The organism is Lunatimonas sp., from assembly GCF_020832325.1.
GTDB lineage: Bacteria > Bacteroidota > Bacteroidia > Cytophagales > Cyclobacteriaceae > Lunatimonas.
Genome location: NZ_JAFIEU010000030.1, coordinates 14,913 through 30,643, shown reverse-complemented (window position 1 = coordinate 30,643; position 15,731 = coordinate 14,913). Strand labels below are relative to the sequence as shown.

Here is a 15,731-nt window from a genome sequence, read left to right as displayed (position 1 = left end):
TCATCATCCTGAATATATTCCGTCTTGTAATTGATGATATTTTCATACATGGACATCGGGGCAGGATCCAGTGGACTTTCTGCCCGTCCTGCTTTTCCTACCACCATTTCTACTTCTGGAATGGCCTGAACCAACATATCGAGCTGCTTCACAATCTGCATATTGGCCTCTACGCCGGAATGCGGCATGGAAGTCGGCATCAATAGGAAAGAGCCTTCATTCAAAGCTGGCATAAATTCTTTGCCCATCCCCGGAAGTGCATGCGTAAGTCCAGACCAAACTGAGGTAGTGCGGATATTCCAACCCAGCTGACCGAAACCCTTGGCGATAAATCCAAAAACAGAACCGAATCCCAACCAGATATTGACTGCGAAAAGTATGATCAGCGCAGGGATGACAAAAAACACTCTGGCATGCTCCAAACACCATTTCAATAAAACAGCATAATACCTGATAAAGAGTGAGAATGTACCCAACACCAATCCGATAACCAGACCAATGAATAGGAAGTTGATGAAAACTGACTGAGTAAGCCCTAGAGGTCTCCATTCAAAAGCAAGGAGTACCGAAACCGCTACGACCGCAATTAACATGGCTATCTGGTTTTTGTATTTACCCTCTTTGGTCTGTGTAGGGAAGAAATGATGAGCCAAGTGATTGGCAGCAAAAGCCAATAACACCATTCCTGGCCAAGGAAAATAAAACAAGAGTACTAAGCCCAAAATAGCCATTCCGATATTGAGAATCGTCTTGTAGTTTTTGGATTTAACCTTCGCACCAAATACCCAATGGGCAAAAGCCGGCATAAAGACCAAAGTGAAAATCAATGCTGCGATCAGAGCAAATGTCTTGGTATAAGCCAGTGGACCAAAGAGTTTACCCTCTGCCGCCTGAAGTGTGAACACTGGCAAGAAACTAACGATAGTAGTCATTACTGCTGTCAGAATTGCCGAACTCACTTCTGTCGTTGCATCATAAATAATTTGAAGCTTTGTTTTTTGCCCATCAGATTCTTCCAGATGACGGAGGATATTTTCATTCAAAATAATCCCCAGATCCACCATGGTTCCGATGGCAATAGCTATCCCTGAAAGGGCTACGATATTGGCATCTACCCCCACATATTTCATCATGATAAAGCACATCAAAACAGCCAATGGCAATAATGCGGAAATCAAAATGGAAGCCCGGAGGTTGTACACCATGACCATGATGACGATAATGGTAATCAGAATCTGCAAACTGATGGCTTCATTCAGCGTATTCAGGGTTTCCTTGATCAAACCTGAGCGGTCATAAAAAGGTACGATGGTTACCTTGGAAATACTTCCATCTTCCAAAGTCTTGGTAGGAAGTCCAGGAGAAATTTCATCTATTTTGGCCTTGATGGCATCAATGACTTGCAAAGGATTGTCACCATACCGGGCTACTACTACCCCACCAACGGCCTCAGCACCTCCTTTATCCAAAATCGCTCTTTCCGCACGGCTGGCTGGGCCTATGTTTACCTTTGCGATATCTTTGATACGTAGAGGGACATTATTGGTCATTTTAACCACCGCCATTTCAATATCATCCAGCGATTTCACATAGCCCAACCCACGCACAATAAATTCCACCTGATTGATCTCCATGGTATTGGCACCTATATCCAGATTGGACTGCTTGATCGCATTCATCACCTGCATCATGGATACATTGTGTGCCTTCATGGCGACTGGATCCAGATCCACTTGGTATTCCTTCACATGCCCTCCAATACTTGCAACCTCAGCAACCCCTTCAGTACCTGCCAAACCATAGCGCACATAGTAATCTTGGATACTCCGAAGTTCGTGCAAATCCCAACCTCCTGCAGGATTGCCTTTTTCATCCCTTCCTTCTAGGGTGTAAAAGTAGACCTGCCCCAACCCCGTTGCATCAGGTCCAAGCTTAGGCTGTACTCCTTCGGGTAATAATCCAGAAGGCAGAGAGTTGAGTTTTTCTAAAATTCTGGAACGGCTCCAGTAAAACTCTATATCCTCTTCGAAAATGATATAGATGGAAGAAAACCCGAACATGGAAGTACTTCGGATAGATTTCACCCCGGGCATGCCCAATAAGGAAGTGGTCAAGGGATAAGTAATCTGATCCTCCACATCCTGAGGAGATCGGCCCATCCAGTCGGTAAAGACGATTTGCTGGTTTTCACCTATGTCGGGAATGGCATCTACGGGAACCGGATCATTGGGGAGGAAACCCGTGTTCCAATTGAAAGGAGCAGTCACAATACCCCAAGCTACTACGAGCAAAAGGAGAATGACTGTCACCAGTTTATTTTCGAGGAAAAATTTGATGATACTATTGAGCATAAATTCTGAATTTAGCTAAATTCATCTGCAACTCTTTTGAGTGATGGAGGCAGAAATTTATGGATATTGGATATTGGTGGATATTAGGTTTCCACAATTGAGTCTTAAAGCGAAAATTAACGAAAAGGGAAGCGGATTAGACCTGTCAGGTTTTGAAAACCTGACAGGTCTTCATCCCAAACTAAATGCAATAAATAATTCTTTGCGGTCTTTGCGCCTTAGCGTCCCTGTCTGCCGACAGGCAGGTTTGCGTGAACCAAAAAATCAAATCAGGAATACCTGACAAAAAATATAAATGGGGGTATCGTGAAATATGGGTGGAGAAGAATCAGCAAAGGCCGTTTTCTCTAAAATATCGAATGTAAAAGAAAGCAATTCAAATTGAAAAACCGGAATTAAAAATTCAGCAGTCTGAGGCTGAAAATCCACCACGTCCGAAAGCTGCTGATCTGTATTGGGAAGCTCCAAATTGGAAATATCGTCGCAACACCCGGGCATAGGCTCGTTGGACTCGCAACAGGTTTTTGCCTCTGCAAAGAGGTTAATTCTTTCAAAATTGCTTTCGCAAAAATGCATGGAATAGCTCAACCCTGCGTTGAAAAACACATAAAAAACAAGGAGTGCTATTTTGATAAATGACTTCACAAATAATAAATACGCATCAAAAGTACAAAGGTTCTGGTTAGTAAATGTACATAATTTTTGGTTGAATAATTATACGGTTCAAGAATTTGCTCAACCAACCCAACTTAAAAATTTTGTTGGATGATATGCTCTTTCTCTCTTTCCAAGTAGGCAAGGAAGGCCTCTGCAGCAGGGGAAAGTCTTTTGCTTTTGAGGTAAATCAAATTCCAATAAGTTTGAATGGGCAGCCCGTCTACCTGAATTATCCGCAGGTCTCCTTGCTTCAGCTCATTTTTGATCCCGATCATCGGCATAATCGAGCATCCTAGCCCAGCGATAACCGCTTGTTTTACTGCCTCGTTGGAGGTTAGGACAAGCGTCTTCTTGACGGGTATCTTCATCCGATTCAAGAAATCTTCCATGGTAATACGGGTACCAGACCCCTGTTCCCTATAGATAAGCGTCAACTGCTGGAACACGTCCATTCCCAAGCTATCCGCCTCAGAAGCGAATCGCTTACCTGAGACCAAATAGAGCTTGTTTTCCATCAATGGAACAGCCTGTATGGGAAGCTTGTCGGGCAGGATTGACACCAGCGCAAAATCGATCTCGTTCTCTGTCAAACTGTTTAGGACCTGGACCTTGTTGGTCACATCCAGCTTCAGCTCCACCTGAGGGTTTTCCTGAATAAATCCGGATAGGAAATATGGAATCACATACTTTCCAGTTGAAACGGAGGCAATTTTTAATCGCCCGGAAAGTTGCCCTTTATACGCAGCTAATTTATAATTTATAGCATTGACCTGATCGACGATTGCCTGTGCGGCAAAAGCAATCTCTTGCCCAAAATCAGTCACATACAATTGGCGCCCCACCACTTCCGTGAGCGGAATGTCAAATTGATCCTGAAAGTTTTTCAACTGGATGGATACCGCCGGCTGCGTGAGATATAGCTCCTCCGCTGCCTTGGTAATACTCTTGGTCTCAGACACTTTCAAAAACACCTGAAGCTGATGCAAGGTGAAGTTCATATTTTTTTATACTTATCATTAAAAACATAAATAAAAATAAATGAAATCAAATTTCAAAATTTGCAGGAAAAAATAGACCAAAAATGAACAGAATTCTAAACCTCATTTGCCCCACTAGCCATCTGGAGCATTTCATTTCCAGAAAGACTAACGACGAAAATATCGTCAATTACTTCGTTACATCACTTGGTCTGGGCCTGCACCTTCATAAGCAAGACCAAGCCGAACAACTTAAGACCACCCTTCAAACGCTTGAAATTGTGGAAATTCGGTTGTTCCAAGATGTTTACTGTCCCTTCATCCAAAATGCACTCGAAAAGGCCCGGCCACGTGAGTTCTACATTGACCACATACTTGAGGGTATATATTCCGAACAAGCAGCAATGGCAGATTTCTCAAAGGCAGATTACCAAAGCAAGGCAAAAAAAATCGCTGAACGAAACCTTGTAACGCAGCTCGAAGCGATGCATGGAAATCCAACCCTTGCTTCCTATATCCTTCAAAGAAACCTCGTGCTTAAAGGGATCATCGTGAACAAGACGGAGGGAGCTATACTTAGAGAATTCAAATATTTACCCCGTTATTCAGCATGAATCTCGACCTTTTGGCCGATAACTTAACCAATCCGGCATTCTTATTTTTTGCTTTGGGGTTAATGTCCGTACAGCTCAAGAGTGACCTTTGCATACCCCCAAATTCCAGCAAGTTTATCTCGCTGTATTTGCTATTTTCGATCGGGTTTAAAGGTGGACAAGAATTGGCCCACAGTGAATTTAGCATGGAGATCGTGTGGGGGATTCTCTTCGGACTCTTCATCGCAGCGCTGATTCCTATTTTTTCATTCTACATGTTGAAGCGGAAGCTTGGGGTAGAAAACTCCGGAGCAATAGCTGCAGCCTATGGATCCGTTAGCGCCGTTACCTTTGTCACAGCGGTCAGTTACCTAGAGAGTTTGGATGTTCATTTTAGCGGATACATGGTGGCTGTAATGGCTTTTATGGAAGCCCCTGCGATAATCGTGGGGGTGCTGCTTGTCCGGCTGTTTTCTCCTTCTCCGCTGCAAACAGGAAAAATGAAGGATACGGTAAAACACTCGCTAAGTAATGGTAGCGTGATTCTAATATTGGGTAGCCTGCTGATCGGGACATTGGCCAGTGATGCGCAGGCAGAGGGCATTAAACCCTTCACCACCGATATCTTCAAAGGCTTTTTAGCCATATTCCTGTTGGACATGGGTATCAGTAGCGGTAAAAAAATCAAGGATTTTCTAAAAACCGGCTGGACTACCACCGCATTTGCAGTTGTGATGCCATTGCTCAATGGCTTGTGGGTATCTTGGCTAAGCCAATACATTTCCACAGAGGCCGGTGACAGATTCATGTTTGCTATTTTGGCCGCTAGTGCTTCGTATATTGCGGTTCCCGCAGCTATGAAGATTGCCGTTCCGAAAGCCAACCCAGGCATCTTTCTACCCATGGCTTTGGCGATTACCTTTCCGTTAAATATCACCATTGGATTACCGCTGTATTTTTGGGCAGTGACCACGTTTTGAAAACGCGTCAAAACAACCTATCTTGGCTGAAAACTGGATGTATGCGTAATCAACTTTTTCTAATTTCGATTTTGGTGTGTATGGCTTACACTCCTGCTTCGTTGGCCCAACTTACCGAGGAGATACGAACGGCAGCCCAAATCTATGCCTATGCACAAGTAAATGCCGATCTGGACATGCTACTGGATATGACCTACCCGGAGTTAGTGGAGAAGGCCGGCGGGCCGCAAGAGATGAAAGATATGCTTTCTGCCCTTCGGGAATCGGAAACCCAAAGAGGCCGCTTTCTACGTGAAATAACTGTGAAAGACCCAATCGAAGCTGTTCAGGTCGCTAGTGAGATTCATGCAATAGTTCCCATCGTCACCACATTGACCGTTCCAGAAGGACTGCTGACGATCGAATCATCGTTAATTGCAGTGGGAACAGAAAGGCGAGGGAACTGGTATTTCATTGAAACAAATGCATTGGACCAACGCAATGTCCAAAAAGTACTGCCCACTTGGGACAATTCCCTCGCACTCCCTCCCAAACGTCCCGGGGTGTTCAAAGACACGAACAGGATGTTGGAATAATTGCCTCTCGAAAATGTATGCTTAGATTCTACTGCTTGGCATTCATTTTTTCCTTCGTTCATCCAGCTTGTCCCATAGCGCCTTAGGCACTGCATCGAATCCATTAAATTCTCCTGCGCCCTTTAGCCATTCGCCTCCGTCAATGGTAATTACTTCGCCATTGATAAATGCAGAAAAATCGGACAACAAATACGCCGCTAAATTCGCCAATTCTTGGTGGTCCCCAACCCTTCCTACAGGCACTTTTTTCGCTGGGTCAAACTCTTCGGCTAAATTGCCTGGCAACAACCTCGACCAAGCCCCTTCGGTGGGAAAGGGGCCTGGAGCGATGGCATTTGATCGGATAGAGTATTTGGCCCACTCTACCGCTAGAGACCGGGTAATTGCTAAAACGCCCGCTTTGGCCGCAGCACTTGGCACCACATAACCAGATCCAGTGGACGCATAGGTCGTTACGATATTCAAAAAATTCCCTGGAAGGCCATTTGCAATCCAATATTTTCCAGCGGTCAACGTCATATTCACTGTACCCATGAGCACTATATCCACTATCACCCGAAAGGCCCTGGTAGACAGGCGCTCTGTGGGACTTATGAAATTGGCGGCCGCATTGTTCAACACAGAATCAACTTTTCCCGCACGCTCGATGGTTTTTTCAAACATACGTTCAACTTCCTCCGCATTGCTGATATCACAGGCAAGGGGAATAACTTCTCCACCATGCCTTTCCATCAGCTCGGTCGCCGCCTCTTCCAAAACCTCCCGCTTTCTACTTACAATGACCACCTTTGCGCCCAAGTCCAAAAAGTATCCGGACATTGATTTACCCAAACCCGTGCCTCCACCAGTAACCAGAATCACCTGGCCGCTTAACGCATCCTTCCGTAACATTCCATCCGTGTATTTCATCCTCTATTTCAGTCGCTAGCCTAACCTAAAAACCTTTATTCCTATTTCAATAATTTTCTATCCTCAAGATACGTTAATTTTGCATGATAGCCTCACTTCGCTGGGCTTATTTAAATTTGGATAATGAAAGACCGAATTAAAAAGTACCTGATTATTCTGTTGGCTGCTGCTTGGGGCGTGGGCTGTGATACCGATGAGGGAATTAGGCTACAGACCGACCAATCGTTTGAGGGAGAGGAAATGTATATGGTTTCTAAACTTTTGGACGAGCACCTGCCTTTTGTACTGCAACGGCAGACGTTTTTCGTCGGCGATGATCCGACCAAATTACTGCCAGATTGTCCTACAATTACTATCCATGATCAAACTGGAGACGTAGAATTGGTATTTAGCCAACAAGCTGCCTGCGAAACCTCATCCAATAAGCGTAGGGGGAAAATCTCGATACACTATTCTAAAGCCCCCTTGGCTATAGGAGATTCGGTTGTTATCTCTTTTGATAATTATTCCTTCGAAAACCATCAAGTAGTAGGAACTAGAAAGTTCCGGTTGGTGGGACTAAACCGGGAGCGACGGTTTTTTGAGGAATTCACCCAGGACCTGTTGATTACAACGCCTCAAAACCACAGCACCCGAATTCATGTGGGGTATATGTATGAACTATTGGAAACAGGTGGCAGGATCTTCAAGATCACCGGAAATGGCACCGCGCAGGGTCGAAACCGAGGAGGGAGAAATTTTGAGGCGGAAATTCTGGAAAACAAAATCTATGATAGCAATTGTTTGAACCAACCGCTGCTTAGACCTACCTCTGGCGTCGAATCGTGGGTGATCGGGCGAACCTCTACGCGGAACATCAACCACCGTCAGACTTTCCACGACGAGGGCGGATGTACCACCCATACCTTAATTCGGTTGGATGAGGGTGTGGAAATGAAAAAGACGCCGTAATTATCTTACAGCGTCTTTAAAAACCAATCAATACCTAGTGTGATTACTGGAGGGTGCGTTCCCACTAGGCACGTATTTGATTAATACCTATAATATTCCGGCTTGAAGGGACCTTTTACCGGAACACCGATGTATTTGGCCTGATCATCCGTCAGCTCTTCCAAATCCACTCCCAACTTGGCAAGGTGAAGGGCGGCAACCTTCTCGTCCAAATGCTTCGGAAGCACATAAACCCCCGGTGCATATTGATCAGAATTTGCCCAAAGCTCAATCTGTGCCAACGTTTGATTGGTAAACGAATTGGACATGACAAACGACGGGTGTCCAGTAGCACATCCGAGATTAACCAATCTCCCCTCAGCCAAAACGATGATGTCTTTTCCATCAATGTGATAGAGATCCACTTGTGGTTTGATCTCATCCTTGGTATGCCCATAATTCCTATTGAGCCAAGCCATATCAATCTCGTTGTCAAAATGCCCAATGTTACACACAATGGCCTTATCCTTCATGCTTCTAAAGTGGGGCTCTCCGATAATGTCTTTATTCCCGGTGGCAGTCACCACGATATCCGCCTCCTTGACAGCATCCGTCATTCTCTTTACTGCATACCCATCCATGGCCGCTTGAAGGGCACAAATGGGATCAATCTCCGTCACAATTACTCTAGCTCCAGCACCACGTAGAGATGCAGCAGAACCTTTTCCCACATCTCCATACCCGGCCACAACCGCAACCTTACCGGCCATCATGACGTCTGTCGCTCTTCGAATCGCATCCACGAGCGATTCCTTACAACCGTACTTGTTATCGAACTTCGACTTGGTAACCGAATCGTTTACGTTAATGGCAGGGAGGGAAAGGGAACCCGTTTTCATCCGCTCGTACAAGCGAAGAACTCCAGTAGTGGTTTCTTCTGAAAGTCCTCGGATTCCTTCAACCAATTCAGGGTACTGGTCAAACACCATGTTGGTAAGGTCTCCCCCGTCGTCTAAAATCATGTTGAGAGGCTTTCGGTCTTCCCCAAAGAATAGCGTTTGCTCGATGCACCAGTTAAAATCCTCTTCGGTCATCCCCTTCCAAGCATACACACTGACGCCTGCAGCGGCGATTGCGGCTGCAGCATGGTCTTGAGTAGAAAAAATATTGCAGGAGGACCAGGTTACTTCCGCTCCCAATGCAATCAGTGTCTCTATCAACACCGCAGTTTGAATGGTCATGTGCAAACATCCTGCAATCCTTGCACCCTTTAGCGGCTGGGAAGGACCAAATTCCTCTCTCAGTGCCATCAATCCAGGCATTTCGCTTTCGGCAAGACGGATCTCTTTCCGTCCATATTCGGCCAGCGAAATGTCCTTTACTTTATATTTTATAAATGTTTCAACTTTGGTATCTGCCATCTGAATGCTTGTTATTTATTTTTTGATTTTCAATCCACAAAATTAACCATTTGACTGGCAAAAGAAAATTTCGGGATCAAAGGAATTTGATTGACTTTAACGAATAACGATGGGTCTCCCCGTTTTGTTTTTGAACAAGGAGTCGGCCGTCTGACGAAACGCCGACTATTTTTCCCTCAAAAGCCGCGCCATCGTCGTACATGGCCCACTGCTGAAACCGGTACAAGTGGTTCAGATAGGCTGGCAGGAGAGTACTAACTTCGCCTCTGACTACCTTCATGTAGTTTGTTTCCATAGAGAGAAGTAAATCCTGTATCAAAGATTCCAAACTGAATTCCCGGTTTGCCAACAAGCTAAGCGAGGTGGCCCCTGGAAACGGAAACTGTGACTGGTTCACGTTTATTCCCAATCCAATTACACTGTACTCAACCTGGTGACCGCTTATTGAATTTTCTATCAGCATGCCTCCGATTTTTCCTTTCTTCGCATCCACAAAATCATTTGGCCATTTGATGAGAATTGAATCGATAAACTCCCTCAAGACGGCATGTACCGCAAGGGAAACAGCGACATTCAGCAGAAAGATCGACGATACATCCAAGGCGCTATGCTTGAGCACTATGGAAAACGTCAGGTTTTTGTCAGGTTCGCTAAACCAGCTATTGCCCCTTTGCCCTTTTCCTTTAGTCTGCTTTTGTGTCCAAAAGACCATTCCATGACTGGCCTTGCCTGAACGGATAAATTCAAGCGCAACGTCGTTGGTTGAGTGACACTCTGTCAGGTATACGACATCTTTACCTAAATTTTGGGTATTGGCAAGGATTTTATACATGATTAATTAGTAATTTAATGCCTTATTCAAGATATTTAAAAGTGGAACACATAGGTAGGGTGTATGACAGCATGGAAAACAAATTTAAGCATAAAATATGACGGCAGAGGAGCTGAGTAGCGTGATAATTAAAGGAATGGAGGAAAAAAAGGCCTCCAACATCGTATTGATGGATTTACGTAATATTAACCAGTCTATGACAGATTTTTTCGTGATCTGCTCCGGAAGCTCAAACACGCAGGTAGACGCAATTTCCCAATCAATCGAAGAAGAGGTGATCAAAGCCCACAAAGAAAGACCCTGGCGGAGTGAGGGTAAATCAAACGGACAATGGGTTTTAATGGATTACGTGAACGTGGTCGTACATATTTTCTTAGAGGATACCCGGAGTTTCTATCGATTGGAAGACCTATGGGGAGATGCAAAAGTTACGGCAATTAACTAACGGAATTGAACTTTCGGTTTTTAATTTCGTTTTACAGAAAAATTAGGGTATTAATAAAAGCAAAATGAGCGATAATCATAAATCAAAAAAATTTATCCCAAAACCTCCGCAAAAGCCCAATTTCCAGCTTTGGCTGATCATTACAGCGGTCATCGTGTTGATAGGTGTTACGTGGTTTAATCAAAACACTGCTGTGATCGAAATCACCATGAAAAGGTTTGAGGACATGGTGCTGGCGAACGACGTTAAAAAGGTTGTGGTTGTTTACAACCAAAATTACGTCGAAGTAACCCTTAAGGAGGATGCGCTAAGTAATCAACGGTATCGAGACGAGTTGGAAGCCCAAAACCGTTTTTACAACGCTACCGGTCCTCATTACAAGATCAACATCGCTGACGTTGCAAATTTTATAGATACCTATGCCAGCCTCGAAAGCAAGCTACCAGAGGATCAGCGCGTAGGATATACGGCAAAAAAGGAAGAAAGCTGGGGTAACTGGATTTCGTCCTTTGGATTTTTGATTCTAATTTTCTTTTTGTTTTGGATGATGATGCGAAGAATGTCCGGTCCCAGTGGACCTGGCGGCCAGATATTCAACGTGGGAAAATCCAAAGCTCAACTATTCGACGCTGAAAACAAAGTCAAGATTACCTTTGACAATGTGGCAGGATTAGATGAAGCAAAAGAAGAGGTAGAAGAAATCGTAGAATTCCTAAAAAACCCTTCTAAGTTTACCAAGCTAGGGGGTAAAATACCAAAAGGTGCGCTATTGATAGGTCCTCCGGGCACCGGAAAAACCCTCCTTGCAAAGGCGGTGGCTGGCGAAGCGGGTGTGCCTTTCTTCACGTTGTCAGGTTCGGACTTTGTGGAAATGTTTGTGGGTGTGGGTGCCGCGCGGGTTAGAGATCTATTCAAACAGGCCAAGGAAAAAGCCCCATGTATTATCTTTATCGACGAGATCGATGCGATCGGACGCTCTAGAGGCAAAGGCCAAATGCCCGGATCAAACGATGAACGCGAAAATACCTTAAACTCCTTACTGGTGGAAATGGATGGCTTTGGTACCGACTCGGGTGTCATCGTCCTGGCGGCTACCAACAGGCCCGACGTTCTGGATTCCGCTTTACTTAGGGCCGGGCGATTTGATCGTCAGATCAGCATTGACAAGCCGGATATCGTTGGCAGAGAAGCAATTTTTAAAGTTCACTTAGGTCCGATCAAAACTTCGGACGATGTAGAGCCTAAAAAATTGGCTGCGCAGACTCCCGGTTTTGCAGGAGCGGAAATAGCTAACGTGTGTAACGAAGCAGCGCTGATTGCCGCCAGACGGAATAAATCGGCGGTGGATATGCAAGACTTTCAGGATGCGGTAGACCGTGTGATCGGTGGCCTTGAAAAGAAAAACAAGATCATTTCGCCCGAGGAAAAGATGATCGTTGCCTACCACGAAGCCGGTCATGCAGTGGCAGGTTGGTTTTTGGAACATGCCGATCCCTTGGTCAAAGTAAGTATTGTGCCTCGTGGGATCGCAGCGTTGGGCTATGCGCAGTATCTTCCAAAGGAACAGTTTCTCTACCAAACCGAGCAGCTTATCGACGAGATGTGTATGGCTCTGGGAGGCCGGGCAGCTGAGGAAATTGTCTTCGGAAAAATCTCTACAGGTGCACTGAGTGACCTGGAACGTATCACCAAAATGGCCTATTCCATCGTTTCGATCTACGGGATGAATGAGAAAATCGGTAATGTGTCATTTTATGATAGCAAGGGTAGTGAGTATAAATTTGACAAACCTTACTCCGAAGCAACGGCGCAAACAATCGATGAAGAAGTTAGAAAACTGATCGGCTTTGCCTATGAGCGCACCAAAACCTTGCTTTCAGAGCGAAAAGTTGAATTGGAAAAATTAGCGAAGAAGCTCTTGGAAAAAGAAATCCTCTTCCAATCTGATCTGGAGGCCATTATAGGGAAACGACCTTTTGACAAGGAAACGACTTATGAAAAATTTACCAAATCGGTAAACGAAAGTCAATCTTCAGATCCCGTATCGGTGGACCCCTTACCACAGGATGCAGATTCCCCTGATAAAGGCGACGCCGGGGAAGTCGTTAAAGCGGACGCAGTGGGAGACAAGGAAAACTAGGTCGCTTATGCTTCTGATCGTTAGAACATACCAAAATAAGGGAAGCCAAGCTTCCCTTATTTGTTTTTTGGGTGCGTAAACAGCGCGTTCTAAACCGAATAATTTTTAATTTTGACCGCTCCGTTATCTCTACCGTATGAAAATCACGCTAAAGGACCATCAAAAGGTATTTTTCGCTTCAGACTTCCACTTGGGCACGCCAAATGCACAAAGCTCATTGATCCGTGAAAAGAAGGTCGTGCGCTGGCTTGATTCAATTCAAAACGAAGCAGCGGCTATTTTTTTGGTTGGAGATCTGTTCGATTTTTGGTTTGAGTACGAAACAGTAATCCCAAAAGGTTTCATGCGGTTTTTGGCGAAAATCACCCAAATGAGACAAAACGGAATCCCCATTTTTTTCTTTACCGGCAATCACGATCTTTGGATGAAGGATTATTTTACCGAGGAACTTGAAATCCCTGTGTTTCACAATCCCATTGCGATCGAAGTCAATCAAAAGAAGTTTTTGATCGGACACGGTGACGGTCTGGGCCCGGGAGATTACAAGTACAAGATGTTAAAAAAAATCTTCACTAACCCATTTTGCCAATGGCTGTTTAAATGGTTGCACCCGGATGTTGGCATTAAATTGGCCCTATTATGGTCAAGAAACAGCCGGCTAAGTAACATGCAAAAGGGAGAAGACGAGTTCAAGGGGAAGGAAAAAGAATGGCTGTACCTATACAGCGAGGAGATGGAACAAAAGATGCACTTCGACTACTATGTATTTGGACACAGACATTTACCTTTAAACCTCCCAGTAGGAAACGCTTCTATGTATTACAACCTAGGAGAATGGGTAAGCCAATACCACTACGGTGTATTTGATGGACAGGGCTTTGAACTAAAAGAGTTTAAAGGCTGAAATCATGTATATCGTAAGAGCTGTCCTGGGATACAAACATTGACAAAACGAGTGACACATGAAACGCTTTCAGTTACTGCTCGTATGCTGCATTCTTATCGGTAAAATATCGGCACAATCCATCGAATGGCAGTTGGTTTCGTCTATCTCGCCGGGTGTGATCGATCTCCTGGCCACCGACAGAAACAGCCACGTGTTCGTTGCCGACAAAGAGGGGAACATCCGGCAGTATAACTCCGCCGGAGATTCCGTCAATGTATATTCTCCACCGTTCAGGTCAAAACTCACCAACCTGGAGACTCAATGGACCGTAAACCTATTCCTTTTTTCGGCCGACTTGCAGCAATTTGAGCTCCTTGACCGTTTCCTACGTCCAATAACCACTGCTTCCATTCGGGACCATGACCTCGGGGTAATCCGGCAAGCCACGCTGGGAAATGGCAACACCATTTGGATGGTGGATGAAACCAGACTAAGCCTCGTAAAGTGGGACTATCGTCGGCAAATCATCCTTCAGGAACAACCCTTTTCACTGATACTGGACAACGACCTTCACAGCATATTGAACATTGCCGAGCGAAAAAACCTGCTGTTCTTGCATTCTCAGGGTAAGGGAGTACTGATTTTTGACAATCAGGCGAACCTGATTACCCGGTTACAAGACATCCCTGACACAGAACTCTATTTTACAGACGATTTCGTTTACTACTTCGATCAGCAAAAAGCCTATCGAACAGCGTATACCACCAAACAAACCGAATCCTTCGATCTACCCAATACCACCTATCAAAAAATGGCCGTTTCTCCCACCCGCATTTTCTTTTCCACCGGTTCCAGGGTGGATATTTTTAAAAAACCCTCAACGTGGTAATCCATTTATTATCAGCCTTTAATCACTGCCAGGAACAGCACATCAAGACGGTTAATGCATACAACCCTACCGACAACTGCCCGATGTGGTTAAAAAATGTTATTTTATAACTAATTAATTATAGAATACGGCTTAATTTTTGCAACTTGCGCCGCAATGGCGAAAACACTGCTAAAAACTATCTGTATCCTGTTCCTCTTCCTCCTTGGGGTGGCATTGGATACGATTTCCTTACCTGATGTGTTTTCCCAGGGTATCTCCCGTAGGTTTGAGACGGAACTGTCCTTTCCAAAAGATTTGAGTACGCCAGAAGTAAAGTTTGACCTGCAGCTGACCGGCAGCCGCAAGTTTAAGATTGTATTGGACGAAGCCTCCAAAGAACTCACTAAGGTGAAAATTTTTGACATACTCGGTAACCTGATTTTAGAAGATAAAATTAGTCCAAACGATGGTCTTCAAAAGAACTACGATTTTTCCGGTACCAACAGTCAGCTATTTGTAGTGGAGGTTGGAAATGCCAAATACAATAAAACCAAAAGTATATACGCTCACCCACAGGGATCTCGGCCAGAAACGACTGAAAACTAAAAAAAGCCGAAGCTTAAGCCACGGCCTTCTTTGCAACTGGTACAAACCAAGTGCCGAGATTAGTTGATCTCTACCACTTTAATATCAAAAATCAGATCCTCTCCGGCTAGTGGATGATTGGCATCCAATGTGATCTTTTGTTCATCCACGTGCACTACCTTTACAGGCGTAGGCTGACCCATCTGATTTTGGATGGATAAATCCATACCCACCTCAGGCTTAATTTCAGGAGGAACCTGATCCAATGGAACGTCAAGCATCATATCTTCACGCTTTTCGCCATAGGCCTCTACAGAGGGAATGGTGACCGTCTTATCTTCACCTACGGACATGCCGTTTACTGCGGCATCAAACCCTTTGATCATACGTCCGTCGCCGACTACAAACTCTAGAGGTTCCCTATTTTCCGACGAATCGAAAACCGTACCATCCTTTAACGTTCCTTTATAATGTACTTTGACGGTGTTTCCTTTACTAGCTACTGACATTGAATAAATTGTTTGATTAAAGGTTAAAGGTAAGGCTTTTTTAAAACGATCAAAAATGACCGCCATCATT

Annotated in this window: 16 protein-coding genes; 9 read left to right on the top strand and 7 right to left on the bottom strand. The window is 44.6% G+C overall.

The features are described from left to right. The 3 genes from JJU34_RS11545 to JJU34_RS11535 form a co-directional block, all read right to left on the bottom strand. On the bottom strand, positions 1 to 2,351 hold a 2,351-nt coding region (locus tag JJU34_RS11545; protein ID WP_228692526.1), incomplete at its 3' end, for an efflux RND transporter permease subunit. Between the two features lie 264 nt (positions 2,352 to 2,615). After that, a complete protein-coding gene (locus JJU34_RS11540) occupies positions 2,616 to 2,996 on the bottom strand; it encodes a hypothetical protein (protein ID WP_228692525.1) in 381 nt (126 codons plus the stop codon). Between the two features lie 104 nt (positions 2,997 to 3,100). Beyond that, entirely contained in the window at positions 3,101 to 4,006 is a 906-nt protein-coding gene (locus tag JJU34_RS11535) for a LysR family transcriptional regulator (RefSeq protein ID WP_228692524.1), read from the bottom strand. Positions 4,007 to 4,089: 83 nt separating this feature from the next. Between JJU34_RS11535 and JJU34_RS11530 the strand changes: the two genes are divergently transcribed. The 3 genes from JJU34_RS11530 to JJU34_RS11520 are packed head-to-tail and all read left to right on the top strand — an operon-like array spanning position 4,090 to position 6,133. Then, positions 4,090 to 4,599 carry a hypothetical protein gene (locus JJU34_RS11530; protein WP_228692523.1) on the top strand — a complete coding sequence of 170 codons (510 nt, stop codon included), beginning with the start codon at positions 4,090 to 4,092 and terminating at the stop codon, positions 4,597 to 4,599. After that, positions 4,596 to 5,558, top strand: a complete 963-nt coding sequence (locus JJU34_RS11525) for a sodium-dependent bicarbonate transport family permease (protein WP_228692522.1) — start codon at positions 4,596 to 4,598, stop codon at positions 5,556 to 5,558. Before JJU34_RS11530 ends, JJU34_RS11525 begins: the two co-directional genes overlap by 4 nt. Positions 5,559 to 5,599: 41 nt before the next feature. Then, positions 5,600 to 6,133, top strand: coding sequence for a hypothetical protein (locus JJU34_RS11520; RefSeq protein ID WP_228692521.1), 534 nt, complete (start codon positions 5,600 to 5,602; stop codon positions 6,131 to 6,133). A gap of 42 nt (positions 6,134 to 6,175) precedes the next feature. Here JJU34_RS11520 and JJU34_RS11515 read toward each other — a convergent pair whose 3' ends face one another. Continuing rightward, the gene (locus JJU34_RS11515; protein WP_228692520.1) at positions 6,176 to 7,042 is read right to left on the bottom strand and encodes an SDR family oxidoreductase; all 867 of its coding nucleotides are present in this window, start codon (positions 7,040 to 7,042) and stop codon (positions 6,176 to 6,178) included. A gap of 123 nt (positions 7,043 to 7,165) precedes the next feature. On the opposite strand from JJU34_RS11515, the gene JJU34_RS11510 reads away from it, so the two are divergent. Then, complete coding sequence (locus tag JJU34_RS11510; protein WP_228692519.1) at positions 7,166 to 7,993, top strand: hypothetical protein; 828 nt, start codon at positions 7,166 to 7,168, stop codon at positions 7,991 to 7,993. Between the two features lie 80 nt (positions 7,994 to 8,073). On the opposite strand, the gene ahcY is transcribed toward JJU34_RS11510, so the two are convergent. Both ahcY and JJU34_RS11500 read right to left on the bottom strand, forming a co-directional pair. Further along, entirely contained in the window at positions 8,074 to 9,393 is a 1,320-nt protein-coding gene (ahcY, locus tag JJU34_RS11505) for an adenosylhomocysteinase (protein WP_228692518.1), read from the bottom strand. Positions 9,394 to 9,469: 76 nt separating this feature from the next. Beyond that, positions 9,470 to 10,225, bottom strand: a complete 756-nt coding sequence (locus JJU34_RS11500) for a biotin--[acetyl-CoA-carboxylase] ligase (protein WP_228692517.1) — start codon at positions 10,223 to 10,225, stop codon at positions 9,470 to 9,472. A 97-nt stretch (positions 10,226 to 10,322) separates the two neighbouring features. On the opposite strand from JJU34_RS11500, the gene rsfS reads away from it, so the two are divergent. From rsfS to JJU34_RS11475, 5 genes are all read left to right on the top strand, one after another. Beyond that, a complete protein-coding gene (gene rsfS / locus JJU34_RS11495; RefSeq protein WP_228692516.1) occupies positions 10,323 to 10,670 on the top strand; it encodes a ribosome silencing factor in 348 nt (115 codons plus the stop codon). Positions 10,671 to 10,734: 64 nt separating this feature from the next. Then, a complete protein-coding gene (gene ftsH / locus JJU34_RS11490; RefSeq protein ID WP_228692515.1) occupies positions 10,735 to 12,810 on the top strand; it encodes an ATP-dependent zinc metalloprotease FtsH in 2,076 nt (691 codons plus the stop codon). Positions 12,811 to 12,946: 136 nt separating this feature from the next. Beyond that, on the top strand, positions 12,947 to 13,714 hold the full coding sequence (locus tag JJU34_RS11485; protein WP_228692514.1) for a UDP-2,3-diacylglucosamine diphosphatase: 768 nt from the start codon (positions 12,947 to 12,949) through the stop codon (positions 13,712 to 13,714). A 58-nt stretch (positions 13,715 to 13,772) separates the two neighbouring features. Next, the gene (locus JJU34_RS11480) at positions 13,773 to 14,585 is read left to right on the top strand and encodes a hypothetical protein (RefSeq protein ID WP_228692513.1); all 813 of its coding nucleotides are present in this window, start codon (positions 13,773 to 13,775) and stop codon (positions 14,583 to 14,585) included. Between the two features lie 156 nt (positions 14,586 to 14,741). Then, complete coding sequence (locus JJU34_RS11475) at positions 14,742 to 15,173, top strand: hypothetical protein (RefSeq protein WP_228692512.1); 432 nt, start codon at positions 14,742 to 14,744, stop codon at positions 15,171 to 15,173. A gap of 59 nt (positions 15,174 to 15,232) precedes the next feature. Here the strand turns inward: JJU34_RS11475 and JJU34_RS11470 are convergent, their stop codons facing one another. After that, complete coding sequence (locus JJU34_RS11470; protein WP_228692511.1) at positions 15,233 to 15,661, bottom strand: peptidylprolyl isomerase; 429 nt, start codon at positions 15,659 to 15,661, stop codon at positions 15,233 to 15,235. Positions 15,662 to 15,731: the final 70 nt, after the last annotated feature.